Source organism: Spirosoma gilvum (assembly GCF_054776815.1).
Genome location: NZ_BAAHBH010000014.1, coordinates 19,904 through 44,337 on the forward strand (window position 1 = coordinate 19,904; position 24,434 = coordinate 44,337).

23 protein-coding genes are annotated in these 24,434 nt (G+C 48.6%); 14 read left to right on the plus strand and 9 right to left on the minus strand.

Annotation, left to right across the window (positions count from 1 at the left end):
* Positions 1-8: 8 nt before the first annotated feature.
* The 4 genes from panB to ACYVFD_RS29580 form a co-directional block, all read right to left on the minus strand.
* Positions 9-827 carry a 3-methyl-2-oxobutanoate hydroxymethyltransferase gene (gene panB / locus ACYVFD_RS29565; protein ID WP_461094139.1) on the minus strand — a complete coding sequence of 273 codons (819 nt, stop codon included), beginning with the start codon at positions 825-827 and terminating at the stop codon, positions 9-11.
* A gap of 103 nt (positions 828-930) precedes the next feature.
* A complete protein-coding gene (locus tag ACYVFD_RS29570) occupies positions 931-2,358 on the minus strand; it encodes a murein hydrolase activator EnvC family protein (RefSeq protein WP_461094140.1) in 1,428 nt (475 codons plus the stop codon).
* Between the two features lie 29 nt (positions 2,359-2,387).
* The gene (locus tag ACYVFD_RS29575; RefSeq protein ID WP_461094141.1) at positions 2,388-3,272 is read right to left on the minus strand and encodes a DUF4292 domain-containing protein; all 885 of its coding nucleotides are present in this window, start codon (positions 3,270-3,272) and stop codon (positions 2,388-2,390) included.
* Between the two features lie 96 nt (positions 3,273-3,368).
* On the minus strand, positions 3,369-5,141 hold the full coding sequence (locus tag ACYVFD_RS29580; RefSeq protein ID WP_461094142.1) for a tetratricopeptide repeat protein: 1,773 nt from the start codon (positions 5,139-5,141) through the stop codon (positions 3,369-3,371).
* A 336-nt stretch (positions 5,142-5,477) separates the two neighbouring features.
* Between ACYVFD_RS29580 and ACYVFD_RS29585 the strand changes: the two genes are divergently transcribed.
* The gene (locus ACYVFD_RS29585; RefSeq protein ID WP_461094143.1) at positions 5,478-5,891 is read left to right on the plus strand and encodes an Ohr family peroxiredoxin; all 414 of its coding nucleotides are present in this window, start codon (positions 5,478-5,480) and stop codon (positions 5,889-5,891) included.
* A gap of 98 nt (positions 5,892-5,989) precedes the next feature.
* On the opposite strand, the gene ACYVFD_RS29590 is transcribed toward ACYVFD_RS29585, so the two are convergent.
* Together ACYVFD_RS29590 and ACYVFD_RS29595 are read right to left on the minus strand one after the other, a co-directional pair.
* A complete protein-coding gene (locus tag ACYVFD_RS29590) occupies positions 5,990-6,289 on the minus strand; it encodes a Dabb family protein (RefSeq protein ID WP_461094145.1) in 300 nt (99 codons plus the stop codon).
* Between the two features lie 82 nt (positions 6,290-6,371).
* Complete coding sequence (locus ACYVFD_RS29595) at positions 6,372-6,647, minus strand: helix-turn-helix domain-containing protein (protein ID WP_461094146.1); 276 nt, start codon at positions 6,645-6,647, stop codon at positions 6,372-6,374.
* A gap of 342 nt (positions 6,648-6,989) precedes the next feature.
* On the opposite strand from ACYVFD_RS29595, the gene ACYVFD_RS29600 reads away from it, so the two are divergent.
* The 7 genes from ACYVFD_RS29600 (at position 6,990) to ACYVFD_RS29630 (ending at position 13,632) form a co-directional block, all read left to right on the plus strand.
* On the plus strand, positions 6,990-7,232 hold the full coding sequence (locus tag ACYVFD_RS29600; RefSeq protein WP_461094148.1) for a hypothetical protein: 243 nt from the start codon (positions 6,990-6,992) through the stop codon (positions 7,230-7,232).
* Between the two features lie 87 nt (positions 7,233-7,319).
* Positions 7,320-7,562 (plus strand): hypothetical protein, encoded by a 243-nt coding sequence (locus ACYVFD_RS29605; RefSeq protein WP_461094150.1) that lies wholly within the window; start codon positions 7,320-7,322, stop codon positions 7,560-7,562.
* Between the two features lie 87 nt (positions 7,563-7,649).
* Positions 7,650-7,892 (plus strand): hypothetical protein, encoded by a 243-nt coding sequence (locus tag ACYVFD_RS29610; protein WP_461094151.1) that lies wholly within the window; start codon positions 7,650-7,652, stop codon positions 7,890-7,892.
* Between the two features lie 62 nt (positions 7,893-7,954).
* Positions 7,955-8,197: a hypothetical protein gene (locus tag ACYVFD_RS29615; RefSeq protein ID WP_461094152.1), complete on the plus strand. Its 243-nt coding sequence runs from the start codon at positions 7,955-7,957 to the stop codon at positions 8,195-8,197.
* 180 nt (positions 8,198-8,377) lie between these two features.
* The gene (locus tag ACYVFD_RS29620; RefSeq protein ID WP_461094153.1) at positions 8,378-9,565 is read left to right on the plus strand and encodes an HlyD family secretion protein; all 1,188 of its coding nucleotides are present in this window, start codon (positions 8,378-8,380) and stop codon (positions 9,563-9,565) included.
* Complete coding sequence (locus tag ACYVFD_RS29625) at positions 9,562-11,802, plus strand: peptidase domain-containing ABC transporter (protein WP_461094154.1); 2,241 nt, start codon at positions 9,562-9,564, stop codon at positions 11,800-11,802. The genes ACYVFD_RS29620 and ACYVFD_RS29625 overlap by 4 nt, the downstream gene beginning before the upstream one ends.
* Positions 11,803-11,901: 99 nt before the next feature.
* Positions 11,902-13,632, plus strand: coding sequence for a S41 family peptidase (locus tag ACYVFD_RS29630; protein WP_461094155.1), 1,731 nt, complete (start codon positions 11,902-11,904; stop codon positions 13,630-13,632).
* 124 nt (positions 13,633-13,756) lie between these two features.
* On the opposite strand, the gene ACYVFD_RS29635 is transcribed toward ACYVFD_RS29630, so the two are convergent.
* Positions 13,757-14,743, minus strand: a complete 987-nt coding sequence (locus ACYVFD_RS29635) for a glycoside hydrolase family 43 protein (RefSeq protein WP_461094156.1) — start codon at positions 14,741-14,743, stop codon at positions 13,757-13,759.
* A gap of 61 nt (positions 14,744-14,804) precedes the next feature.
* A complete protein-coding gene (locus ACYVFD_RS29640) occupies positions 14,805-15,665 on the minus strand; it encodes a cupin domain-containing protein (RefSeq protein ID WP_461094157.1) in 861 nt (286 codons plus the stop codon).
* 341 nt (positions 15,666-16,006) lie between these two features.
* On the opposite strand from ACYVFD_RS29640, the gene ACYVFD_RS29645 reads away from it, so the two are divergent.
* The 4 genes from ACYVFD_RS29645 to ACYVFD_RS29660 are packed head-to-tail and all read left to right on the plus strand — an operon-like array spanning position 16,007 to position 21,700.
* Positions 16,007-16,834 (plus strand): phytanoyl-CoA dioxygenase family protein, encoded by an 828-nt coding sequence (locus ACYVFD_RS29645; RefSeq protein WP_461094158.1) that lies wholly within the window; start codon positions 16,007-16,009, stop codon positions 16,832-16,834.
* A complete protein-coding gene (locus ACYVFD_RS29650) occupies positions 16,821-18,161 on the plus strand; it encodes an acyltransferase family protein (RefSeq protein WP_461094159.1) in 1,341 nt (446 codons plus the stop codon). Before ACYVFD_RS29645 ends, ACYVFD_RS29650 begins: the two co-directional genes overlap by 14 nt.
* 36 nt (positions 18,162-18,197) lie before the next feature.
* On the plus strand, positions 18,198-19,130 hold the full coding sequence (locus ACYVFD_RS29655; protein WP_461094160.1) for a polysaccharide deacetylase family protein: 933 nt from the start codon (positions 18,198-18,200) through the stop codon (positions 19,128-19,130).
* Positions 19,127-21,700 (plus strand): family 20 glycosylhydrolase, encoded by a 2,574-nt coding sequence (locus ACYVFD_RS29660; protein ID WP_461094161.1) that lies wholly within the window; start codon positions 19,127-19,129, stop codon positions 21,698-21,700. The genes ACYVFD_RS29655 and ACYVFD_RS29660 overlap by 4 nt, the downstream gene beginning before the upstream one ends.
* Before the next feature lie 68 nt (positions 21,701-21,768).
* Here the strand turns inward: ACYVFD_RS29660 and ACYVFD_RS29665 are convergent, their stop codons facing one another.
* Positions 21,769-22,224, minus strand: coding sequence for a hypothetical protein (locus ACYVFD_RS29665; RefSeq protein ID WP_461094162.1), 456 nt, complete (start codon positions 22,222-22,224; stop codon positions 21,769-21,771).
* 193 nt (positions 22,225-22,417) lie between these two features.
* Between ACYVFD_RS29665 and accD the strand changes: the two genes are divergently transcribed.
* Together accD and ACYVFD_RS29675 are read left to right on the plus strand one after the other, a co-directional pair.
* Positions 22,418-23,260, plus strand: a complete 843-nt coding sequence (gene accD / locus ACYVFD_RS29670; RefSeq protein ID WP_461094164.1) for an acetyl-CoA carboxylase, carboxyltransferase subunit beta — start codon at positions 22,418-22,420, stop codon at positions 23,258-23,260.
* Positions 23,261-23,377: 117 nt separating this feature from the next.
* Positions 23,378-24,355, plus strand: coding sequence for a radical SAM protein (locus ACYVFD_RS29675; RefSeq protein ID WP_461094166.1), 978 nt, complete (start codon positions 23,378-23,380; stop codon positions 24,353-24,355).
* Positions 24,356-24,434 lie beyond the last annotated feature (79 nt).

Below are 24,434 nucleotides of genomic sequence, written 5' to 3' on the forward strand. Positions count from 1 at the left end.
TACATAACTCAATACGCTTCTTTCTCGTTCGGAAAGTCGTTCGCTTTTACATCATCGACATAGTGAGCGATGGCCTCGGTCATAATCTGATGCAGGTCGGCGTACCGACGTAAGAAGCGGGGTTTAAACTCATTATTGATCCCCAACAGGTCATGAATCACCAGTATTTGCCCGTCGGCGTCGGGACCTGCCCCGATTCCGATGGTAGGTATTGTCAGACTAGTCGACACCATTTTGGTGAGCGTGGCGGGTATCTTTTCAAGCACCAGGGCAAAACAGCCTAAGTCTTCAAGCATGCGGGCGTCAGCCATTAATTTTTCGGCTTCGGCCTGTTCTTTAGCCCGAACGGCATAGGTGCCAAATTTGTAGATAGACTGAGGAGTCAGGCCGAGATGGCCCATGACCGGAACACCAGCGCTCAGAATTCGGATGATCGACTCTTTGATTTCGAGGCCACCTTCCATCTTAACGGCATGAGCACCCGATTCCTTCATGATTCGAATGGCCGACTGCAAAGCCACCGATGAGTTGCCCTGGTACGACCCAAACGGCAGGTCGACCACGACCAACGCCCGCTTGACGGCCCGAACTACCGAGCTGGCATGATAAATCATCTGGTCGAGGGTAATGGGCAAGGTGGTTTCGTGCCCGGCCATAACATTGGAGGCCGAATCGCCCACCAGGATCAATTCGACACCAGCCGCATCGACTACCCGTGCCATCGAGTAATCGTAGGCTGTCAGTGCCGATATTTTTTCACCTTTATTCTTTAGCTCCTGAATGGTGTGCGTCGTAACGCGTTTGATGTCGGGATTGTGAACAGACATTTTTGAGTTGTAGAGTTATAGCGTTGTAAAGTTATATAGATGTGAGCAGCTAAGAATACACTATACAACTCTATAACTTTATGACTTTACAACGTTGTGTTGTTTACCGTGAAATCAGCCACGATTCGGGGTTTAGTTTGGTAAACTCTTTCCAGATCTGGAACTGCATTTCAGAGATACCGTTTTTGTCGGTGGCTACCGTGCCGATGTTATCCCGAGCTTTTACGCGTTGCCCCGCCCGAACGGCTACACTCTTCAGTTTGGCGTAGATGGTGAAGTAGTCGCCGTGCTGTATGGCCACTACATTGTTCATACCGGGTATGTTAGTCACGTCCTGCACAACGCCATCATAAACGGCCCGGACTTCTTCGCCAGCATTGGTCTGGATATCCACGCCTTGATTTTCGACAAAGATACCTTTCAGAACCGGGTGCGGCTTACGGCCAAAATGGTCCGAAATGAAGCCTTTGGTAACCGGCCAGGGCAAATGGGCCCGTGACGCTGTAAAGGAAGAGGCCAGGGCCGTTTCTTCATCATTCAGATTATTATTGCGTCGCTCATCAGGCTTTTTGGCAACCGGTTCGGGCTCAGCAGGGCGCTCTACCTTGGCTACATCTTCGGCAGCCGGTTTTTCACCCGCTTTTTCGGCGGCTGCTATGGCCTCTTCGGCTCGTTTACGTTCGGCTGCTTTACGAGCGGCTTCGACACGGGCAAGGCGTTCGCGTTCGGCACGTTCGCGGGCTTCCCGTTCGGCGCGTTCTCTTGCTTCACGGGCAATCAGCCGGGTAATCATGGTTTCCAGACGATTGATGGCCCGGCGGCTTTCGGCAAGTTCAGCCTGTAATTCAGCTTCTTTCTTGCTTAATTCTTTTACAACGACATTTTTCTCAACCTTCAGTGTTTCGAGCTTTTTAGCTTCTTTTACTTTCGCGCCTATGGTATTTTTTTGCTCCTCACGTTTGTGCTGAGTGGCCTTTTGTTTGTCCTGCAACATCGTCTGAACGTTGTTCATCTGCCGGACCTGGCTTTGTCGGGCGTCGGAATATTGGCGTAAGTAGCGATACCGAGCTACTAATTGATTGAAGTTATTGGCCGCAAACAAAAAACCAAGTGGGTTCACCTGCTGACGTCGTTTATCGGCTGCGTACACCATAGAGCCGTATTCGGCTTTTAACTTATTCAGGTCGTTGGTCAATGCTTGACTAGCCTGCCGAAGCTCGGTAATTTCTGATTCAGTAAGTTTTAGGTCTTTATTCAACAGACCAATCTGGTGGGACTGTGTTTGAATCTGCTGTTCAATGGCTTTTAGTTGCCCTAAGCCAACCTGCTTTTCCGATGCGGTTTGTTTCAGAATCGTGCGAATCTGATTCATTTTTTCCAGGTTCTGCTTTTTTTCTCGTTCAAGCACCTGCCGATTCCGCTGGGTCTGCGGAGCCTGCGCTGTAGCAACAAACCAGCCCATGCTGAACAATATCAGTTGGAAAACGGACCAGCCTACAGCGCGGGAAAGAAACGGAAATTTGGGGGACATGGCTTTTGAAACCAACAATGTTCGGTGGGTTAAGGTCGACGAGTATAGGAAGCTGGAATAGAAAACGGAAAACCTGGACTCTTATCAACCAGTTCAACTTTATTATGCTTAATACGAAGTAATGTCTGGTAGAATTGCCCGTCGGCTTTCGATTGATAATCAACAGTAACTAGACTGGTGTATGGAAACAGAAAGTTATTGAGCGACGTAAAGTCCTCATAATCCAGCCGCAGCGTGTTTTTGGTTGGCTGCTCGGTAACCATCAGTTTTTTCAGCTTTCGGTCGTTTTCGCCGATATAGTTCTCAACCAGTACTTTGCCTTCACTTTGCCGGAGTAACAGATAATCCCGTTCGTTTTTAATCTTCTGCGCCGGGCGCTTGGGTAGGGGCAGGTTGCCAACAATCAAGGCCTGAAGCAATTCAAAATTCATGTTGAAGTTAAACTGTCGGCTCAGAGTCGGGAAGTCATAAACAGAATATTCCTTGTGAATTTTGTCGATGATTGTAATGGAATCGCGGGTAATCTGTCCCCGAACGGCTTCAATGCCGAGCTTTGACACCGACACCCAAATCAGGCTATCTTTCCGAACCCGAATTGTTACGTTGGCATTGTCGATATCCTGCTGGCGGCTTTTAAACGAAATTTTCGATTTAGCCGTCAAGTACCGGAAATCAATTTCAGATACATTCGCTCTGGCTTCCTCAATGCCTGGGCGAGCTGGCCGGGCAGTTGTTATTGAATCAATGGGTGTAGTTGACGAAGGGCGGGTTGCCAGAGTCGAGTCAACGGTAGGAGCGGAGGTCGAAGTAGGCGGGGTGGCCGGATTAGCAGAACGCGACATATGCTGTCGTCGACAACCTTCCGAATTTAATACTACAATCAGCGATGCAATAAAGCACAGAAATTTATTCATTTGAGCGGTTTTCGGTTTCGGTTTACAGTTTACGGTTGGCTGACGCACCAACCCGTTTTGCGTCAGCCAACCGTAAACTGTAAACTGTAAACCGTTTTACAACTTTCCAGTAGCGATCTTCTTGTCTAAATCAGGTCCAGCACCCCCTTTGGTCTTGGCCTGTTTCCACTGCTCAACGGCTTTGTCGTGCTGCCCAAGCTGGTACAGCACATCGCCGTAATGTTCAATAATGGTGCCGCTGACATTGGCTGGATCGGCCAGCGCTTTTTCCAGATATTGCCGGGCCTTTGCATAGTCTTTGGAGACGTACAAGACCCAGGCATAGGTATCCAGATACGTTGCATTCGTTGGATTTCGTTCAACGAGTTTCTGAGCCAGTTGTATAGCCCGTGGCAGGTTTTCCTTCCGCAACGACAGAAAATAGCTATAGTTATTCAGCACATGATCGTTAAGCGGGTCAGCTTTCAGAACGGACTCATAGGCTTCGTCTGATTTAGCATGATCACCCAGACCATTATAGGCGTCGCCCAACTGAGCATCAATGCCACGTTTTATTTCAGCGCTTGAGCTGGCAGCCAGTAATTTTTTGCTTTCCTCCAGCGCATCGACGGCCTGCTGATACTTACGCTTATAGAGATTAGCCGAGCCATTCGAATACCAGAATAATCCCTGCGTTGGGAATACTTCCAGGGCCTGCTCTGAATGAACTAACAGACTATCTACCTGATTCAATTCGCCATCCAACTGGAGTAATGCGCCCCATACTTCGTAGACCGATCCGTCTAGCCGGGCTGCTTTGGCGTAGGTGTCGCGAGCTTCGGCTTTCTTGCCTTGCTGCATCAATAAATCAGCCAGCATAATCTGTGTTTTTGGGTCGTTGGGTGAGCTTTTAGCCAGATTTTGCGCCATCGAAAGGGCGTCCTTCTGAGCGGTCGGACTCTCACTTGTCATGCCCACATAGCTCGACAGAACTCTGGCTTTCAGACCAGCCTCCAGATTTGGGTTCGATAGCACGAGGTTTAATTCCTGGCTGACACGGGTCATATCACCTTTCTTTCGGTAAATATCGGCCAGCAGGACGTGAGCCTGCGGCAGATCGGAACTGAGCTTAAGCGCCCGTTCAATCCAGTTAACAGCCTGATCGGTCCGGTCGTTGGCCATCAAAAGCTCCGCGCCTTCGAGCAGGTAATCCGGATCGGTTGGTTCTGACGCTACTAATTTTTCGGCTTCTTCAACAGCCTTATCAATTTTATTCTGTTTGAGGTAAATGCGCTGTTTTTGACGGAGAATTTCTTCATTCAGCCCCAGTTCACGCTCTACATTGTTATAGGCTTCCAGCGCTTTGTCGGGTTTGTCATTGAACAGATAAATAGCTGCCAATTCAACCCCATATTCGGCATTTTCGGGACCTTTTTTCAGAAGCTTTTCATACAACTCTTCGGCTTCGGTATACCGTTTCTGTTTCACATACAACTCGGCCAGCAGCAGCGAATAGTATTTATTCTGATTATCCAGCGAATAAGCTTTGGTGGCGTGTGGAATGGCTTCCGCGATTTTACCGGTTTTAAGTAAGGCTGTGGCGACTGAATATTGTGCTGCTGCATTACCGGGTTCTTTCTGGAGCAGTTTGTTGAACTGAGCAATTGCCTTGGCGGGTTCATCAGTCATTAGATAACGGACGCCTTCGGTAAATTGTGTTTCTGATTCAATGCGGGCTGTTGTTGTCGTAGCTGCTTTAGCTAAGGTCGTATCAGGACCGGCTTTTTCGCGTCGGCGCTGGGCCGAAACCGATGATGGGCTAAACCAGAGCAGCAGACCGAGACCGCTAATGAGAAGTTGATTCCAGAAAAATTTATATAACGTATTCATGCTGGTCAGCTTATAAGCAAACGTACTTACCAAAAACGTGCTCTACCTCGATCTATTGCAGCTTAAGTGTGAGTAAGTTCCTTAGACAAAGGTAGTTCAAAATACGAAATGATTTGCATAAGGCAAGGGGTTCAAGGCATGGGGTATAGTTAACATCCACGCAAACACTGCCTTCCATTTTCTATGCAACTAGTTTGCCTTATTATATAGAGACCGCCCAACTGGTGGGAATGTTGCATGTTTATTGCCTGAATAAATATGTAACTTTTCAGTCACGAGCGTGTTTAACTTTGATATAGCCATCGGGCTAATCAACAAAATAGATAGTATAGATAAATGGAAACAGTGTACACAGCCACAGTCAGTAACGTTGGTGGCCGCGATGGCGATGTAAAATCGCTCGATGGTATTTTAGAATTAAATGTCCGGAAGCCGGTTGAGATGCATGGAGAGGGAGGAGCTACCAACCCGGAAATGCTATTTGCGGCCGCTTATAGCTCGTGCTACAATAGCGCCCTGATTACAGTAGCCTCCCGGCGAAAAATAATCCTGCCCCAACATGCCGTTGAGGTCAGCATCTCGCTCAATAAAGATGGCAACTCAATGTTTCTGTCGGGGAAGATAGTCGTCAAGGCACCCGGTATGGATCATGACGAACTACAGCAACTGGCCGAAACAGCCCACGCTGTATGCCCCTATTCAAAAGCCGTAAAAGGCAATATGGAGATGAAAATTGAGGTGATGGTATAAAGTAGTTAGGAGCGAGGAGTTAGGAGTGAGAATGGCTGACGTGTATTTTTTTGAATGCGTCAGCCATTCTCACTCCTAACTCCTCGCTCCTACTACTATTACTCAACCACATCATACACCTGCACCCGCTGCCACAGATGGGCGCACTGGTCGACGAAAGCCAGGTGGATGGGGTGAGTTTGATAGGTATCGTGAGCGGCTTTATCGGCGAAGACGAATGTCAGCGAAAAGTCGTAGGTGTGATCGATAACCGGCCGACGCGTTTCGGCAGGCGTACCGACATAAGCAGCCGAAATGTCGGTAACCGCTTTGAGTGATTCAAGACCCGCACGCAGGGCGTCGTGGTCGGTCTGGCTTTCGGGATGGTGAAGCCAGAAAAAGACGGTATGTATAAACATAAACTTGGTTAGGAGGAACTTGAAAATGCTCCCGTAAAAGTAAGAATACTTTCCGGTAAGCCTAAAAAGTGAGGTAAAGCCCTTAGCTTACTCCTCCCCGCCCCATCAGTTTCTCGGCAAATCGTTCATCAGCGAGCAGTTTGCGTATAATATCTATATCGTTTTCTGTTAGCAATTCGCCCAGACTCAACTGATAAATATTCGCCAGACCTTCCAGCTTATTGATTGGTGGCTGAGTTTGCCCACTTTCCCATTTGCAATAAGCAGGCTGGGTCATTCCCATATTAAACGCAACGTACTCCTGCGAATAACCGAAAAATTGACGTAACCGACGAAGCTTTTCCGATAGTACTAGCATATGTTCACTATTTTATGGATAAAAAAACATAAACAAGTAAATCAATGCGGCATAGGCAGACTATATTCTCTTGTAAATTGGTAGATAAACGTACGAACCCAGGCTTGGGTTTAGATTTATTTTTAGCAGATTTTTTTTAAAGCCTTGCACTATGCTGGTTATGAAGTTATAACTGAAAGCTATTTTTTTATAAAAACCAGTTATCAGCCTGAGCCGTTTTATCCCCCAACTTTGTCCCAGGCAAACGGCAATCGAGCCCGAGGTTTTCGAATCGAACGCTCCGCCAGTTGCCCAGCGGTTGCTGAAAAGCTTATAGAGTAGGCATTAATAATATACATCGTTATGAAAACGTTCGATTTTGCTCAACTCGGTATTGAGGAGCTAACCAATCAGGAAATGATCAACAATCAGGGTGGTGGCGACAGTACCAGCATCGGTAACATTGGCGGTATTGCCATTGGGGATTTAGTCGATGTCAGTGGCAACAGTCTGTTTAATGGAAACACGGCGCTGTTTAGCGGCAACATGACAGACATTAGTCCAATGACGAGTACGCTCTTCAACTTCAGTACGAGCCGATCATAAATAGATTAATCAAGTAGTTTAATTGAAAAACTGGCTGATTCATTCTTTAATCTGACCAGTATTGTCTCAACTTAAATTCAAATTGTTATGAAAACCTTAGAACTGGCTCAATTCGGTGTCGAAGAGCTAACCAACCAGGAAATGATCAACAACCACGGCGGTGGTGATATGACTAGCATTGCCAACATTGGCTCAATTGCCGTTGGCGACTTGCTTGATGTCAGTGGCAACAGTCTGTTTAATGGGAACTATGCGCTGTTCAGCGGTAATACAACAGACCTCAGCCCAGTAACCAATACGCTCTTTAACTTTAGTTCGAGCAATTCATAACTAACCGATTGCAAGAAAAATAACCTGATTAATCCAGTCAATATAGAATCGGTCAGGTATATGTTTCACGTAAACGTTCAACCTGTTATGAAAACGTTAGAATTAGCTCAGTTCGGTGTCGAAGAGCTGTCAAATCAGGAAATGATTAGTAACCATGGTGGGGGCGACAACACCAGTTTAATAAACATTGGCGATATCACAATTAGCGATTTAGTGAATATAAGCGGCAATAGCCTCTTTAATGGTAACTACTCGCTGTTTAGTGGCAACGGCACCAGTGTAAGTCCCGGCACAAGTGTCAGCGTTAGTGTTGGCACGAGTGAATCATAAGCGATTTTTGAAGTCGCGAAGCAGATAATTGAGTAAAGTTTTTTCACTTAATTTTTATCGTTATGAAAACGTTCGATTTTGCTCAACTCGGTGTCGAGGAGCTAACCAACCAGGAATTAATTAATAACCACGGTGGTGGTGATTCAACCAGCATCGGTAATATAGGATCAATACTCGTTGCCGATCTGGCCAATGTCAGTGGAAACAGCCTGTTCAACGGCGATAGCTGGCTATTCAGCGGCAACAGTACCAGCGTGAACCCAACCACAAATTCGTGGTTGAACTTCACCACTCAGAATTCATAGAATAAATGGATAATGAATAATGGATAATGGCAGTAAGCATTGTCCATTATTCATTATCCATTCAACGTAAGCAGGGATTTGGCCCGAGGAGTAGGAAACCTATTTTTTGTTTCCGGCTCGAAGGCCAAATCCCTGTTTTTTAGTTATACGTATATCATCCGGAAATGACTCAACGAAACCATGAACGAAACGGATTTTTCATATGGTCTGGTCACGTACCTGCCCAGGGTCAGTGTGCGAAGTCAGATCATTTACACAACAGTGCTGGGCGTTGTGTTTCTAACGTTACTGGCCTTACCTTTTATTTATGTTGACATCTCAGTACAGGCAAATGGCCTGGTTCGCCCAGTGTCGGAACGTAGCGAAGTAAAATCGACGGCCGGGGCTGTTATAGAGAAAGTAATGGTGAAGGAGTGGGAACCAGTCAAAAAAGGCCAGCCACTTTTTCAGCTTCGATCCGATGCGCTGGATACGCGTAAGCAGTTGATTGATAAACAGGTACAGGAAAAGCAGTCCTTTATTCGGGATCTGGAGCAATTAACGAATAAACCCTGGAAAGCCGTAGGGAGCCTGACCGCGCCTTTATACCGACAGGAATACAACCAGTTTCGGGCGATTGTCGAAGAAAGCTGGAATTTACAGGAGAAGCGGAAGCGTGAACTGGAAACCGCCCAACTCCTCTTTAACCAGAAAGTAATAGCCCGACTCGAATACGAAGATGCCCTCTATGCTCACAAAGCAGCGCTGGGTCGTTATAATACGCTCGTTCAGCAGCAACGTAGCGACTGGCAAACCGACCTGACACAGATCCGACGTGACCTGGAGAATCTGGAATCGGAGATCCAACAGCTTCGGGAAGAACAGGAACTATACATGTTGAAGGCTCCTGTTGGGGGCACAGCAACGCAGTTGTCGGGTCGCTATGCGGGCAGTTATGTTCAGCCGGGCGATGTGCTGGCCGTGATCTCGCCCGATTCAACCTTAATCACCGAAGCGTACGTATCGTCAAAAGATATTGGTCTGCTGAAACCCGGCCAGCCGGTCCGATTACAGGTCGATGCCTTCGATTATAACCAATGGGGCCTGCTCACCGGACGTGTTATCGACATTGCCAACGATTTTACGACATCGAATGGACAGCCGGTTTTTAAAGTTCGCTGCCAGTTGGATCATCCGTATCTGAAACTGCCCAGCGGGTATCAGGGGCGTTTGAAAAAGGGAATGACGGTGCAGGCACGCTTTCAGGTGGCCCGTCGCTCCCTGTTCCAGTTATTATACGACAAGGCCGACGACTGGCTCAACCCAGCCATCGACAGCCAGGCCGGTACTGCTTCGACCCCGCAGAAGGAGGGCGGTAAAGCGATATGAGTGAAGTAAATAAGCCACAGAGTGATACTATATTGGGTAGTCTGAAACGGATTAAGGAATGGGTGGCCGAAAAAGGTATTAGCGGTCGTGTGCGGGTTAAGCAGCGGGATATTACCGACTGCGGAGCTGCCTGTCTGGTGTCGGTAGCAGCTTTTTATCGCCTGTTATTGCCCGTTGCCCGAATCCGGCAAATGGCGGCTACCGATCAGAAAGGGACCACGGTATTGGGTATGGTCGAAGCCGCTCAGAAACTGGGTTTTCAGGCCAAAGGTGTGAAAGCGCCATTCGAAAGCCTGTCGAAAATACCACAGCCTACCATTGCTCATATAACTATACCCAACAGCCAGCTTCAGCATTATGTGGTCATTTACCGGGTAACTCCCCAACGTATAACGGTGATGGACCCGGCCGATGGGCAAATGCGACAGCTATCGCCCGACGCGTTCAAGGCTGTCTGGACGGGTTTGTTGATTCTACTGGTTCCCGACGAAACCTTTAAAGTAGGGAACCAGCAAGTGCCGGTATTGCAGCGGTTCTGGCAACTGTTGCAACCTCACCGTTCGGTCATGTATCAGGCCCTGTTTGGCGCGTTGATCTACACCGTACTTGGCCTTTCATCAGCTATCTACATTCAGAAGATTGTTGATAACGTGATTGTGAATGGCAACCGTAATCTGCTCAACCTACTCAGTGTAGTGATGATTGGCCTGCTGGTATTGCAGATTTTTATCGGCGCTACCAAAAGCTTTTTCAACCTGAAAACGGGCCAACGGATCGATGCCGCGCTGATTCTGGGATACTATAAACACCTGATGACCCTGCCGCAGTCGTTTTTCGATACCATGCGGGTAGGGGAGATCATTTCGCGGATCAATGATGCCGTTAAAATCCGAACGTTTGTTAATGACATTGCCCTCAGTCTGCTGGTGAATGTGCTGATCGTGATCTTCTCGTTCGGGCTTATGTTTTCCTATTACTGGAAACTCGCTCTGATTCTGGTTATGGTCGTGCCTTTTTATGCGGCTATCTACTGGGCAATGAACCGGTTCAATCAGCGGTATCAGCGAAAACTGATGGAAAACTCAGCCGACCTGGAAGCCCAACTGGTCGAATCGCTGAATGCCATGCCCACTATCAAGCGGTTTGGTCTGGAGCAGTTTGCCAGCCAGAAAACCGAAAACCGGTTCGTGGGCTTGTTGCAGACGATCTTTCAAACCGGCAGCGCAGGCATTTATGCCGGCAATGCGTCGGAATTTATCACTCGACTCTTCACGATTGTTCTGCTCTGGGTAGGAGCGGGATATGTGCTACAAAACGATCTGACACCCGGCGAATTGCTATCCTTTTATGCGCTGATCGGTTATTTTACCGGACCGGCTGCCAGCCTGATTGGGGCTAACCGGAGTATTCAGGAAGCCCTGATTGCCGCCGACCGGCTCTTCGAGATCATGGACCTTGACCGGGAGTCGAATGAGAACAAAGTGCAGCTACAACCCGACATGGTGGGGCCAATTCGATTTCAGCATGTTACATTCCGCTACGGCTCACGCGCGACCATTTTCGATGACTTGACCTTAATGATGCCGAAGGGTAAAATTACCGCTGTCGTTGGCGAAAGCGGGTCGGGCAAATCGACGCTTATGTCGTTGGTACAAGGGCTCTATCCGCTGCAAAGCGGCTCCATTTTTATTGGCGATTACGATATTAAACACCTGCATTCTGATAGCCTTCGTCAGGTAGTGAGTGTTGTGCCGCAGAAGATCGACCTGTTTGCCGGTAATGTGATCGAAAATATTGCCATTGGCGAAGAAACGCCCGATATGCAACGGCTACTGGTCATTTGTGATCAGTTGGGCATTACCGACTTTATCGAGCGAATGCCCAATGGCTTTAAAACCTACCTGGGCGAAAACGGTGCCACCCTCTCGGGTGGACAGCGCCAACGAATCGCGATTGCCCGAGCACTGTATCGCCAGCCAGAGGTATTGATCCTGGATGAAGCAACGTCGGCGCTGGATTCCGTTTCGGAGCAATATGTTCAGCGGACCGTTCAGCAACTGCGGAAAGCCGGTAAAACGATTATTGTGATTGCCCACCGGCTGAGTACAGTGCGGAAAGCCGACAAGATTATTGTGCTGGAACAGGGCCGGGTTATTGAAGAAGGAAAACACGTGGATTTGCTGAAAAATGGCAAAGCGTATTCGCAGTTCTGGCAGCAGCAAACCGAGGTTGTTTGAGGATTTATGAAATTTTAAGAACAGATACCATTTCTGGCAAACATTTCGCTATCTTCAAAACGTTTAGAAGGTAAACGACACTAGTTAAGTACTACATACATGGAGGATCGAGCAAACACTACTGATGATCAGCCTGAAGGCCAGCCTAACAGACCTGGCAATCACATACAGAATGATAAGGCAACGGTTCGTTTGCCGATGCTGTTAGGCATTACGCTGGCTGGCGGTATGCTCGTCGGCGCTACTTTTTTTGGCGGTACCAAAAGCCTGAATAACATCGGTCGGGGCTACACCAAATACCGGGAAATTCTGCAATTGATCGAAAACAACTATGTCGATACGGTCAATACCGACGATCTGGTCGATTATTCGATTACGAAAATGCTCGAAAAACTCGATCCGCATACGGCTTATATGAACCCACAGGATGCCGTTGCCGCCCGTTCGCAACTGGAAGGCGGATTCGATGGTATCGGCGTTGAATTCAATATCTATAAAGATACCGTTTATGTGGTTACGCCACTGGCTGGTGGGCCCTCTGAAGCCGCCGGTATTATGAGTGGCGACAAGATCATCAAGGTCGATGACAAGCCATTGGCCACAGGTAGTAAAATCGAAAACAGTTCGGTGTTCAAAGCCCTGCGTGGAAAACGGGGTACGGAGGTAAAACTGACCATTCTACGGAAAGGGGATAAGCAGTCGAAAGACTTTATGATTACCCGCGATCGGATACCAACTTATTCGGTCGATGCTGCGTATATGATCGATGGTAAAACGGGTTACCTCAAGATCAACCGCTTCTCCGAAACAACCTACGATGAGTTCAAAACGGCCCTCGGATCGTTGAAGGCACAGGGAATGAAGCAGTTGATGCTTGATCTTCGGAATAATCCGGGTGGTTATATGGACCGGGCTACCAACATTGCTGACGAGTTCATTTCGGGCAATAAACTGCTGGTGTATACCGATGGCAAAGACAATCGCTACGACCGGAAAACCTACGCCCACATTGCCGGGCAGTTTGAAGATGGAGCGCTGGTTGTGCTGATTGATGAAGGGAGCGCTTCGGCTTCTGAAATTGTATCGGGTGCTTTGCAGGATCACGACCGGGCGCTGATTGCCGGTCGCCGGTCGTTTGGGAAAGGTCTGGTGCAGATGCCCGTAACGCTGTCTGATGGTTCGGAGTTGCGGCTGACGATTTCGCGGTACTACACACCGAGTGGCCGGAGTATTCAGAAGCCTTATGTGCCGGGTCAGGAAGGCGATTACGAGAAAGACCTCGAACAGCGTTCGAAACGGGGTGAGTATTACATTGCTGACTCAATCAAGAACGATCCAAAACTGAAGTTTAAAACCGATGGTGGCCGGACGGTCTATGGCGGTGGTGGCATTACACCCGATTACTTCATTCCGCGCGATTCAACCTGGCAGACCATGTATCTGGTGCAGCTTTATGGTAAAAACATAATCCGGGAATACGCAATGGAGTATGCGAATGATAACCACAAAAAGCTCGAAAAAATGCCGTTCGACGAGTTTAACCGAACCGTCAACCTCTCTGATGACCAGATGAATCAGTTGGTTAAGCTGGCGACTAATGAAGGCATTAAGTTCAACGAGAAAGAATACAATCGCTCGAAAGCGTATATCAAAAATCAGATCAAAGCGCTGGTAGCTCGCTCGGTTTACCAGAAGGCGAACAAAGCCGGTCAGAACAACGAGTTCTTTAAGGTAATCGGCCAATCGGATGATACCTACCAAAAAGCACTTAAGCTGTTCGACCGGGCCGACAAACTGGAGCACAGTCCGATGACGTATAACCAGAAGTAAAAGGGTAGCTAGGTAAAGTCAAAATTGGTCAGGGGTGGTCAAGAATGGTCAAATGTCGTTTAGCCGACAATACTTGACCATTCTTGACCACCCCTGACCAATTTTGACTACTCTTATCAAAACACTACCGTAAAGGCCTTGCTTTTACGCCTTCAACCGTAATTTTGACTGGCATGATGCCGCCTTTTTCATCGAAATACATCCGGTCGATGCAGGTTTCGCGGTGGTTACCATCGGTTTCGGTCAGAGGTCGGCGGTGGTAGATGATATACCATTCGTCGGTGCCAGGAACCTGAATGACAGAGTGGTGACCGGCACCTCTTGCTACTTTGGGGTCTTGCTGAAGAATTTTGCCAACTCGTTCGAACGGACCAAACGGCGAGGACGATGTGGCATAGGCAACTGAATAATTCGGCCCCGTCCAGCCACCTTCTGACCACATAAAGTAATAAACGCCCTTTCGCACGAACATAATTGGACCTTCTACGTATTCTTTTGGGGTTATCTCCCGAAAGGTTGTGCCATCCGAAAAGGGCAGGAACCCAGTAAAATCATCCTTAAGCCGGGCGATGTTGCAGTGCCCCCAACCGCCGTAAATTAGGTAATACTGGTTGTCCTTGTCTTTAAAAACAAACTGATCGATGGGTTGGGCGCCATTGTGAATCTGCCCCACCAAAGGTTTACCCAGATAATCCCGGAATGGCCCCGCTGGATTGTCGGCTACCGCTACGCCAATACCGCCAGTTTCGCCTTCGTGTACGTCGTTGGCCCCAAAGAACAGAAAATACTTACCATTTTTTTCGATGATGGCCGGTGCCCACATGGCTCGTTTAGCCCATTTGACGGCGGTTGAATCCAGAATACGGCTGTGCTTGGTCCAGTTCACCAGGTCGGGCGACGAAAAGGCATCGAAAAACACCTGCTGGTTATACGGAGCTGAATAAGTTGGATAAATCCAATAGTTTTTACCGAAAATAGTTCCTTCGGGATCGGCATACCAGCCTGGGAAAACGGGATTGCCCGATGCAGTTTTCTGTGCTTGCTGGGCCAGCGCATTGAGCGTAAGAATGAAGAGAAAAGCAAAGGAAAGGGTAGAACGTAAAATGGGCATAACTAATAGATGAGTGAAATGAACGAAAACACAAAAGTACACGGAAGTTGTGGCTCCTGCTTCAGGCTAGCTGTCCTTCTTTACGGAAAGCCAATGGCGACAGCCCGGTCTGAAGTCTGAATAGTCGGTGAAAGTTGGACAGGTTCTGAAAGCCGCTGATAAGGCCTATTTCCTGAATACTCAGTGGACTGTCGACCAGTAATTTACGGGCGTGGCTAATGCGAATTTCGTTGAGGTACGCGATGTAGGTTTTGCTGGTGTATTTATGAAAGTAGCGGCAAAACGACGTTACCGTCAGATGGGCCACATTCGCTACATCGCTCAGGTTGATGTCGTTCTGGAAATTGGCCAGCGTGTATTCGATCACCCGCTTCATTCGGTCATTTTCAACTTCTTTGGCGCTGAACGAGCTTACCGAGCTGTTTAACAGTCGTTTATCTGTATGGCTGGCCAGCGATTCCAATAACTCCAGAAAAGCAGAAACCTGCCTGACGCCTTTTAAATCAACCAGTTTGGCAAGATTGTCGATGAGTGATTGACTTTCCGGAAACTGAATGCCGTGTTGCGCCTGGGTCAGCAAATGAACCACGGACCGACATTCGGGTATGTGCTGAATGATCTGCTCAAAAAACGAAAGAGAGAAGTGTACAACAATCGCTTCGGAACACAACGCTGGATTCTGGTAGTACTCTGAATCGCTGCGCCAGTAGTGCGGCAGATTAGAACCCAACAGGATTAAATCGCCCGCTTCAAAATTATCGATGCTTACCCCAACGAACCGCTTACCCGCTCCCTGAACAATGTAGGTCAGTTCGAATTCGGGATGGAAATGGAAAGGTGACACAAAATAAGGGACAGTGAATCGCTGAGCCAACACGGATCGTTCGTCCTGAAGCAAGGTCTTTTCTCGTTGTGCACGCATACTATAAGCGCTATCTATTTAATCTGTTTAAACTTTCCGTATTGTATAAAATTTAAGACCCTTTTTTGTCATTCCGACGAAGGAAGAATCTCAACGTTGCTCATCAATCAAGCTTGAGATTCCTCCTTCGTCGGAATGACAAAAAATCGATTCAGTTATACTGAAAATTAAAAAGTTTAAACAGGTTCATTTTTAGAAAATGCCATTGATTTGCCTAAATTAACAAACCTGCCATAAAGTAGGATAAAATTTCACATTTTCTGGATAAATCACGGGATTTGGTTCTGCGGTTGAAACGAGAATTTTAAGGTACGAATTGAGTATCAACCCCAACGCGAACCATGATAAGTAACTCAACTGAAAATCTACAGGCGCAACTTGACGAACCGTATGCCTTGTCGACAGAGTCCATTACCTTTTACCGGGAAAATGGCTATGTAAAACTCAAACACGTTCTTAGTCCCGAGGTACTGGCTCACTACGGTGATTTGATTACCGAATGGGTGTTTAAGCTGAATACGCTTATCAAGCCGATGGAAGAACGGACCACCTACGAACGGGCGTTTTTACAGGTGATGAATCTCTGGCGCGAGAATGACGAGATCAAAACGTTTGTCTTCTCCCGGCGACTGGCCCGAATTGCGGCCAAACTGATGGGCGTTGAGGGCGTGCGACTCTACCACGACCAGGCTTTGTACAAAGAACCCTCGGGCGGCATAACGCCCTGGCATGCCGATCAATACTACTGGCCACTGTCGAGCGATAAGACCATTACTGTCTGGATTCCGTTTCAGGACACACCGTATGAAATGGGACCTCTGGCGTTTGCCGAACGCAGTCAGTCGGTCAATATAGGCCGGGATCTCAGAATATCGGATGAGTCAGAAAAGCAGATTGCCGAAACCTTAAAGACCTTTCCGGTCAATGAAACGCCTTTTGAATTAGGGGAAGTTAGTTTTCACGCAGGCTGGACCTTCCACCGGGCGGGGGCCAACAGCTCGTCGCAGGCGCGTCGGGTCATGACCATGATTTATATGGATAAGGACATACAGGTTGCTGAACCGGATAACGACAATCGGATCGCCGACTGGAAAACCTGGTTGCAGAGTAAAGCGATAGGAACCACCGCCGACAGCGCCTTAAATCCGATCATCTATGACGCCCGCTAGCTCCACGTCTCCCGAAATCGCGACCGAAAGCAAGGCGGGCCTTAGGTCGCGACTAACGAGCCGACTGACCTCCCTCGATGTATTTCGGGGTATGACGGTCATGCTCATGACCATTGTGAACAACCCCGGCGACTGGGCAACCATTTACGCCCCGCTCAAACATGCCGAGTGGCACGGCTGCACGCCAACGGATCTGGTCTTCCCGTCTTTCCTTTTTATTGTGGGAATTTCGACAGTGTTGTCGATGCCCGAACGGCGGTTCAATGCGGTTGTTCTCGAAAAGATTGTGACTCGTTTTTTTCGGATTTTCCTGCTGGGATTGTTTCAGAACTTCTTCCTCAGTATTACGGTAGGTTCGCTTGACGGCGTTCCATTGTTGCTGGTCCGTCTGGTCATTACAGCGATCATTATGGTGCTGTTGCTTGACGACTATGACCGTAGGAGGCAGTTGTATGTAGCCATCGGACTGTTTGTCTTCATGATGGTGCTGGCCTATGGCGGCTTTGAGGCTTATAACGATGTTCGGATTCCGGGCGTATTGCAGCGCATTGCCATTGTCTATCTGATTATCTCTATCCTTTACCTGACCACCTCTACCACTACTCAATTGATTGTCGGGCTGGTCTGTCTGCTGGGTTATTGGGCAGCTATGGCGTTGATTCCTGTACCGGGCATCGGTCCGGCCAATTATGAAAAAGCGACTAACTTATCGGCCTGGTTAGATAGCGTGTTGTTGCCACACCATGTCTGGACGGTTTCCAAAACCTGGGATCCGGAGGGTACGCTGAGTACAATTCCGGCCATCGGCACGGGGTTAATTGGCGTGTTTACGGGGCAGCTTCTTGCCAATTCGTTTGCGAAAAGCAAGAAGGCGATGTATTTGCTGGGGGCTGGTATGGTTGGTATTCTGGTTGGGCTACTGTGGAATACGTCGTTGCCGATCAACAAAATTCTGTGGAGCAGCTCATATGTGTTGTATGCTGCTGGCATCGCCCTGGTCATACTCGGAATTCTTTATTACCTGATTGAGGTCAAGGAGTTAGGCGGAGCCTGGACAAAGCCCTTTGTCATTTTCGGTATGAATCCGATTGTGGTCTTTTTCGTGTCGGGTATTATTCCACGGGCGTTGCTCATGATTCATGTTGCCCAACCCGGCAATGTCGACCATCCGCAGGTAAACCTCAAAGAGTGGCTCTACAATCACCTGTTTCTGCCCTACTTCGCTGATCCCAAAAACGCGTCGCTGGCAGGAGCTATTACGTATCTGTTCATCTGGTTTGGCATTCTGGTCTGGTTTTACAAGCGCAAACTATTCGTTAAAGTGTAGTTCTCCTTACCCATTGTTCGCAAACACAATAAACCCATGAAACCATTATTCTTATGGCTGGGATGCCTGGTCAGTAACCTGTTAGTGGCGCAAAACCTGACGATGCAGGAACGACTCGGTTATCCCAAAAACACCAAATTACTGATTATTCACGCGGACGACATAGGCGTAACCCATGCCGAAAACATGGCCTCGATCAAAATCATGGAATCGGGCTATGTTAATTCGGGTAGTATTATGGTGCCCTGCCCGTGGTTTCCCGAAATCGCCGACTATGCCAAAAAAAATCCTACGAAAGACCTGGGCCTGCATTTTACGTTGACCAGCGAATGGAAGTTATATAAATGGGGGCCGGTAACGTCGAAAAACGAGGTTAAAAGCCTGATGGATCAACAGGAATACCTGCATGAAACCTCGAAAACTCTGGGTCAGAACGGCGTTGGATCAGAAGTAGAGCGGGAACTTCGGGCGCAGATCGAACGAGCCAAAGCCTTTGGAGTCGATCCAACCCATTTCGACACGCACATGGGAGCCGTACTGATGAAACCCGAATTTCTGGCGGCTTACATCAAACTAGGTCGCGAATACCGCGTGCCGGTGCTGCTGAACAAAGAACATTTGAAGATGGTCGGTGGCTATGATAATCTGGGCAGTTTTGTGAACGGGCAGGATGTGGTGGTCGATAATATTTACATGGCCCTCCCTGCCGATCATCAGGCCGGTATGGCGCAGTATTACGAAAAAGTCCTGAACAACCTGCAACCAGGGCTACATTGCCTGCTGATTCATACCTGTTATGATTCCGACGAGATGCGGGCCGTGACGATGGGTTATACCATTTATCATAGTGAGTGGCGGCAAAAGGATTTCGACTTTTTCATGAGTCCGGCATGTGGCGAACTCCTAAAGAAAAACAACATCAAACTGATTACCTGGCGCGAAATTCGGGATAAACTGGTGCGAAAATGAGCCCATTTGTGAAAGCGATGCAACACAGAACCGTTGTATTCTATCTAGGTTGGCTAAGCCTGTTCATGACGCATTCGGGTTGGGCGCAAAAAAATGAGTCGTTCGACGCCCGTGCCGTGCAGGTAAGCTGGCAACTCGGCCAAAACCGCTATCAGGAAAAGCCCCAGTTTCTGGCCAGCCTTACCCTAAAGAATACCAGCGCAACTCCGGTACCCACATCGGGTTGGAAACTCTACTTTAGCCTGCGGTATCATGATATTGCCCTTACATCCCTTAACCCAAACTTTACCATTCAACACGTTAATGGCGACCTATTTTATATCGCACCAACAACGGCTTTCCATGGGTTGGGTTCGGGCGAATCGGCCAGAATGGATTTTGTGGGCGGTCGGCGTATTGGTAACTATCAGGATGTGCCGTCGGGATTGTTCTGGGTCAATGATGCCGCACCGCAACAGGCGATTGCTCTAAAAACGGTTTCGATTGGTCCTTTGCCGGAGGCTGAGAAATGGTCGTTCGCGGATGCCGCTCGTGCCTATGCGGATAACCAATACACAGCAGATATTCCAGAATCAGCACTGCCTAAGATTCTGCCAGCCCCTGTTCGGTATCAGGAGGATAAAGGTTCTTTTGTGCTGAGTGGTGCCGTTACCATTTCGACCGACCCTTCATTTCTCCCCGAAGCCAACTACCTGGCCGAAGAGCTTCAACGGTTTACCGGCCGAAACGTAGCGGTGAATCCGTCAGAAAATAAATCGGCTACGATCCGACTGCAACGGGCAACAATGACTTCCGAAGCCTATCAGCTCGTCACAAAGGGAAAGCAAATCCTGATCACCGCAGCGGATGGCGCGGGTATTTTTTATGGTATTCAGTCGCTTAAGGAGTTATTGCCACCTACGGTTTGGCAGTCACCTTCGGCTACGATCCAGTTGCCGATTGTAACCGTGTCGGATGCACCCCGTTTTGCCTATCGGGGGTTTATGCTCGATGTTGGCCGTAATTTTCATCGAAAGGAGGCCATTCTGAAGTTGCTGGATGTCATGGCGTTGTATAAGCTGAATGTGTTTCATTTTCATCTAACGGACGACGAGGGCTGGCGGCTGGAAATTCCCGGACTGCCCGAACTAACGACAGTAGGAGCCAAACGCGGGTATCCGTTTGCGGCTTATCAACAGTTACAACCGTCCTACGGGTCAGGAGCTGATGCCGAGCATTCGTATGGAAGTGGCTTTTACACAAAGGCTGATTTTATCGAGATCTTGCGGTATGCTACTCAACGACACATCCGTGTAATTCCTGAACTGGAAATGCCGGGACATGCACGGGCCGCCATCAAAGCTATGCGGTATCGGTATGAGACCTATCGAAAAGTGGGCAATGAAACAGAGGCCAATCGCTTTCGTCTCGATGAATCACAGGATAGTTCACACTACAGCAGTCCACAGCGTTTTAACGATAACGTGATGAACATTGCGCTGCCGTCAACGTATCAGTTTGTTGAAAAAGTAATCGATGAGGTCCGGCGAATGTATACCGAAGCTGGAGCGTCCTTGTCAATGATGCATGTTGGCGGTGATGAAGTACCGCATGGAGCCTGGGAGCAGTCGCCAGCGATCCGCGCGAACGCGCAACTAGCCGATTCGATCAAATCGGGACATGCCTTGTCGAGGTATTTCTTCGGTCGAGTGAAGGATATGCTCAAAGCGCGTGGGCTCACAATGGAAGGCTGGGAAGAACTGGTGGTTCAGGAAGCGCCCGTTACGCAAGCCCGGCAGGTAAAACAGGAAGCCGGTTATCTCAATGACCGGGTGTTGCTGGATGCCTGGTGGAATATGGGGGGCAATGAAGATATGCCCTATCGAATCGCTAATGCCGGTTATCCAACCGTGCTGGCCTGCTTCGAGTACTTATATTTCGACCTGCCCAACCGTACGGGATTTCAGGAACCGGGGGATGCCTGGATTGGCTATCTGGATATTGATAAACTCTACAGCTTTATTCCCTTCGACTATTTTAAAAACAACCGTATCGACGTAACCGGCAACGCTCGACCGGCCAGCTATTTTGATCGGAAAGAGCGATTAACACCTACTGGTCAGCAACATATTGTCGGAATGAAAGGGGCGTTATGGAGCGAAAACATGGTGTCCGATTCCCTGCTCGACTACATGATTCTACCCCGTTTGCTGGCTTTGGCCGAGCGTTCGTGGGCGCGGAGCCCGGCCTGGGCAACCGAAAAAGACAGCCTGACTGCCGCAACGCTCTATCGAAAAGACTGGTCTGTTTTTGCCAACCAATTGGGTAAGCGTGAACTCCCCCGGCTCGATTCCGTTCATGGTGGAGCTAACTACCGGATTCCAAACGCAGGGATGATCCTACGCGATGGCAAGGTACTGGCGAATACTCAATTCCCCGGTTTTCAGATTCGCTACACCACCGACGGCTCAGAACCCACTCGGAACAGCTCGCTGTACACCACACCGTTGCCAGCGAAAGGACTGATCAAATTACGGGTATTCAACCGGCAGGGGCGAGGTAGTAAAACCACTGAGATTGAGAATCGTTGATGATACCCGTATCTATCTTCGTGTCTGTGTCCTCACAGACACGGGAGAACGGTTCAGTAATGGATACCCTATTGTGCAGGCTTTGGTTTTTTGCTAAACTGATAGACCAGGCCCAGGAATGACTGAAGATTGCCGGTTTTAAAGTCTTTGCGCGAGTACGGAGCAAGTTCAAAGGCGACGCGCAAATTGGGGAACATCGTCAGTGGGCGCACGCGTACCCCTACGTGAAGCGAATACCCTTCCAGAATATCCCGGTCGTCGAGGTTATTGAGTACATTGAATCGCACACCTAGCCCTGTGTAGTAATTGACCTGTGGTTTCCGGGCCACGTTGATCATCGGGCATAGAGTGGTGCTGAGTGAGCCAAATACGGTGTTCGTTTGCATTCGGGCATCGAGCCAGAAAGCCCGGTCTGCGTTTGTACTGACCGTGACCAGGCTATTGAACGGGTAGTAGGCTACCGAAGCCTGACTGAAAGCCGAGAAGGTAACGCCCAGCAGTAAAACGGTGAATATATGTTTCATGACCACAAAACAACACGTTTATTGGGCATAAAAAAGCCATATGCCGTAAAAACGACTATCTGGTTTTAGGTCGAACAGGATGATTCTATAACTATTCGACAGTTGGATGATTGACTATAGCAGTAACTTTAAGAGGATGGTCTTGTTTTCTTCGTACCTTTACGACCCTTTCCAGAAAATCGCAAACTGAAAAATGTCCTGGTTCGTCCGAAAAGATAAGGGTATTCAAACTCCAACCGAAATGAAGCGGGAAGCTCCCGACGGGTTGTGGTATCAATGCCCAAATTGTAAAAAAGCAATGCAAACGCGGGAGCATAAACTCAATGCCTATACCTGCATTCATTGCAATTACCACGAAAAAATTGGCTCGGAAGCCTATTTCTCGCTGCTGTTTGACGATAATGAGTTCACTGAACTCGACGCCAATATGCGCTCGGCCGACCCACTCAAATTTGTCGATACCAAGCCCTACCCAGCACGGATTAAATCGACCATTGAGAAAACCGGACTCAAAGATGCGGTGCGCACGGCCTATGGCCCCATGAACGGATTGACCGTTACGATGGCCGTCATGGATTTTAACTTTATTGGTGGTTCGATGGGATCGGTTGTCGGCGAAAAGATTGCCCGAGCCATCGATCATGCCATTGCCACCAAAACGCCCTTTCTGATGATTTCTCGGTCGGGTGGTGCCCGGATGATGGAAGCCGGTTTTTCGCTGATGCAAATGGCCAAAACATCGGCCAAGCTTGCCTTGCTGGACAAAGCGAAACTGCCTTATATCTCGCTCCTGACCGATCCGACCACGGGTGGCGTTACGGCTTCGTATGCTATGCTGGGCGATTTCAATATTGCCGAACCAGAAGCACTGATCGGTTTTGCAGGCCCCCGCGTTATTCGCGAAACCATCGGTAAAGATCTGCCCAAAGGTTTTCAGAGCGCCGAATTTGTTCTCGAACACGGCTTCCTCGATTTCATCGTCGATCGAAAAGACCTGAAAGAGAAAGTCGTGACGTTGTTTAGGATGTTGGTGTAATCTTATTAGGAGTTAGGAGCGAGTAGTGAGGAGTGAGAATGGCTGGCGCATATTTTTCTTAATGCGTCAGCCATTCTCACTCCTCACTACTCGCTCCTAACTCCTCGCTCCTTTCTCATGCGCCTAATCTCCCATCCGGTTCTTTGCAACTACTACATTACCTATCGCTGCAATGCGACCTGTAGTTTTTGCGATATATGGGAGCGGCCTTCTCCGTACGTTACGCTCGAAAACGTCCGCCAGAATCTGCGGGACTTAAAACGACTGGGCGTACGGGTTATCGATTTTACGGGTGGTGAGCCTTTGTTACACCGCCAACTACCCGAACTACTCCAGGAAGCCAAACGGCTTGGCTTTATTACGACCGTAACCACTAATGCGCTGCTGTACCCCAAACAGGCCGAACGGCTCCGTGGTTTGGTCGATATGCTTCACTTTTCGCTCGATTCGCCCGTTGCTGAAGAACATGACCGATCTCGTGGGGTAAAGTGCTTCGATAAGGTGATGGAGTCCATTGCCATTGCCCGAAAACTGGGCGAACGGCCTGATATTCTGTTTACTGTATTTGAGCACAACGTTCATCAGATCAGGCAGCTACAGGAAGAAATCTGTCGGCCAAACGACCTGGTCCTGATCCTGAATCCGGTTTTTGAGTACAACACAGTCGAGACGGGGCAGCGGTTTTCAGACGATGCGCTGCGGCAGATGTCGTGGTGGGGGAAGCAGTCGAATGTTTACCTGAACGACGCGTTTATTCAGCTTCGACGCAATGGAGGTAATCAGGTCGAAGACCCCGTTTGTCGGGCGGGCAGTACCACCATTGTCATCTCGCCTGAGAACAAGCTCGTGCTGCCCTGCTATCATTTAGGACTGAAAGAATTCCTCATTGACAATAACCTATACGACCTCTACCGCTCCGACGACGTGCAGAAACTAGTGGCCCTGGAAGGTCGCTTGCCGGGCTGCGAAGGCTGCGCCATTAACTGCTATATGCAGCCATCTTTTGCCGTTGAGGTGAACAAATATTTCTGGCGGGCGCTCCCTAGTACACTGAAATACAACTGGATGAAAGGTACCTGGAAGCAATTGTTTTGAATTTGTTTTGTCATGCTTCCTTCGTCAGTACACTAGTAATGTAAGTTTTCCAATAGTACAAACGAGAGCCCTCCCCGCG

Bases quoted from the DNA above. Each gene is read 5' to 3' on its own strand.
- ACYVFD_RS29645 (WP_461094158.1), top strand. From the start codon at position 16,007: ATGATAAGTAACTCAACTGAAAATCTACAGGCGCAACTTGACGAACCG.
- ACYVFD_RS29630 (WP_461094155.1), top strand. From the start codon at position 11,902: ATGGAGGATCGAGCAAACACTACTGATGATCAGCCTGAAGGCCAGCCT.
- ACYVFD_RS29595 (WP_461094146.1), bottom strand. From the start codon at position 6,647: ATGCTAGTACTATCGGAAAAGCTTCGTCGGTTACGTCAATTTTTCGGT.
- ACYVFD_RS29575 (WP_461094141.1), bottom strand. From the start codon at position 3,272: ATGAATAAATTTCTGTGCTTTATTGCATCGCTGATTGTAGTATTAAAT.
- ACYVFD_RS29605 (WP_461094150.1), top strand. From the start codon at position 7,320: ATGAAAACCTTAGAACTGGCTCAATTCGGTGTCGAAGAGCTAACCAAC.
- ACYVFD_RS29625 (WP_461094154.1), top strand. From the start codon at position 9,562: ATGAGTGAAGTAAATAAGCCACAGAGTGATACTATATTGGGTAGTCTG.
- ACYVFD_RS29620 (WP_461094153.1), top strand. From the start codon at position 8,378: ATGAACGAAACGGATTTTTCATATGGTCTGGTCACGTACCTGCCCAGG.
- ACYVFD_RS29655 (WP_461094160.1), top strand. From the start codon at position 18,198: ATGAAACCATTATTCTTATGGCTGGGATGCCTGGTCAGTAACCTGTTA.
- ACYVFD_RS29635 (WP_461094156.1), bottom strand. From the start codon at position 14,743: ATGCCCATTTTACGTTCTACCCTTTCCTTTGCTTTTCTCTTCATTCTT.
- ACYVFD_RS29610 (WP_461094151.1), top strand. From the start codon at position 7,650: ATGAAAACGTTAGAATTAGCTCAGTTCGGTGTCGAAGAGCTGTCAAAT.
- ACYVFD_RS29580 (WP_461094142.1), bottom strand. From the start codon at position 5,141: ATGAATACGTTATATAAATTTTTCTGGAATCAACTTCTCATTAGCGGT.
- ACYVFD_RS29660 (WP_461094161.1), top strand. From the start codon at position 19,127: ATGAGCCCATTTGTGAAAGCGATGCAACACAGAACCGTTGTATTCTAT.
- ACYVFD_RS29665 (WP_461094162.1), bottom strand. From the start codon at position 22,224: ATGAAACATATATTCACCGTTTTACTGCTGGGCGTTACCTTCTCGGCT.
- ACYVFD_RS29585 (WP_461094143.1), top strand. From the start codon at position 5,478: ATGGAAACAGTGTACACAGCCACAGTCAGTAACGTTGGTGGCCGCGAT.
- ACYVFD_RS29570 (WP_461094140.1), bottom strand. From the start codon at position 2,358: ATGTCCCCCAAATTTCCGTTTCTTTCCCGCGCTGTAGGCTGGTCCGTT.
- ACYVFD_RS29590 (WP_461094145.1), bottom strand. From the start codon at position 6,289: ATGTTTATACATACCGTCTTTTTCTGGCTTCACCATCCCGAAAGCCAG.
- ACYVFD_RS29615 (WP_461094152.1), top strand. From the start codon at position 7,955: ATGAAAACGTTCGATTTTGCTCAACTCGGTGTCGAGGAGCTAACCAAC.
- ACYVFD_RS29650 (WP_461094159.1), top strand. From the start codon at position 16,821: ATGACGCCCGCTAGCTCCACGTCTCCCGAAATCGCGACCGAAAGCAAG.
- ACYVFD_RS29600 (WP_461094148.1), top strand. From the start codon at position 6,990: ATGAAAACGTTCGATTTTGCTCAACTCGGTATTGAGGAGCTAACCAAT.
- ACYVFD_RS29675 (WP_461094166.1), top strand. From the start codon at position 23,378: ATGCGCCTAATCTCCCATCCGGTTCTTTGCAACTACTACATTACCTAT.
- accD (WP_461094164.1), top strand. From the start codon at position 22,418: ATGTCCTGGTTCGTCCGAAAAGATAAGGGTATTCAAACTCCAACCGAA.
- ACYVFD_RS29640 (WP_461094157.1), bottom strand. From the start codon at position 15,665: ATGCGTGCACAACGAGAAAAGACCTTGCTTCAGGACGAACGATCCGTG.
- panB (WP_461094139.1), bottom strand. From the start codon at position 827: ATGTCTGTTCACAATCCCGACATCAAACGCGTTACGACGCACACCATT.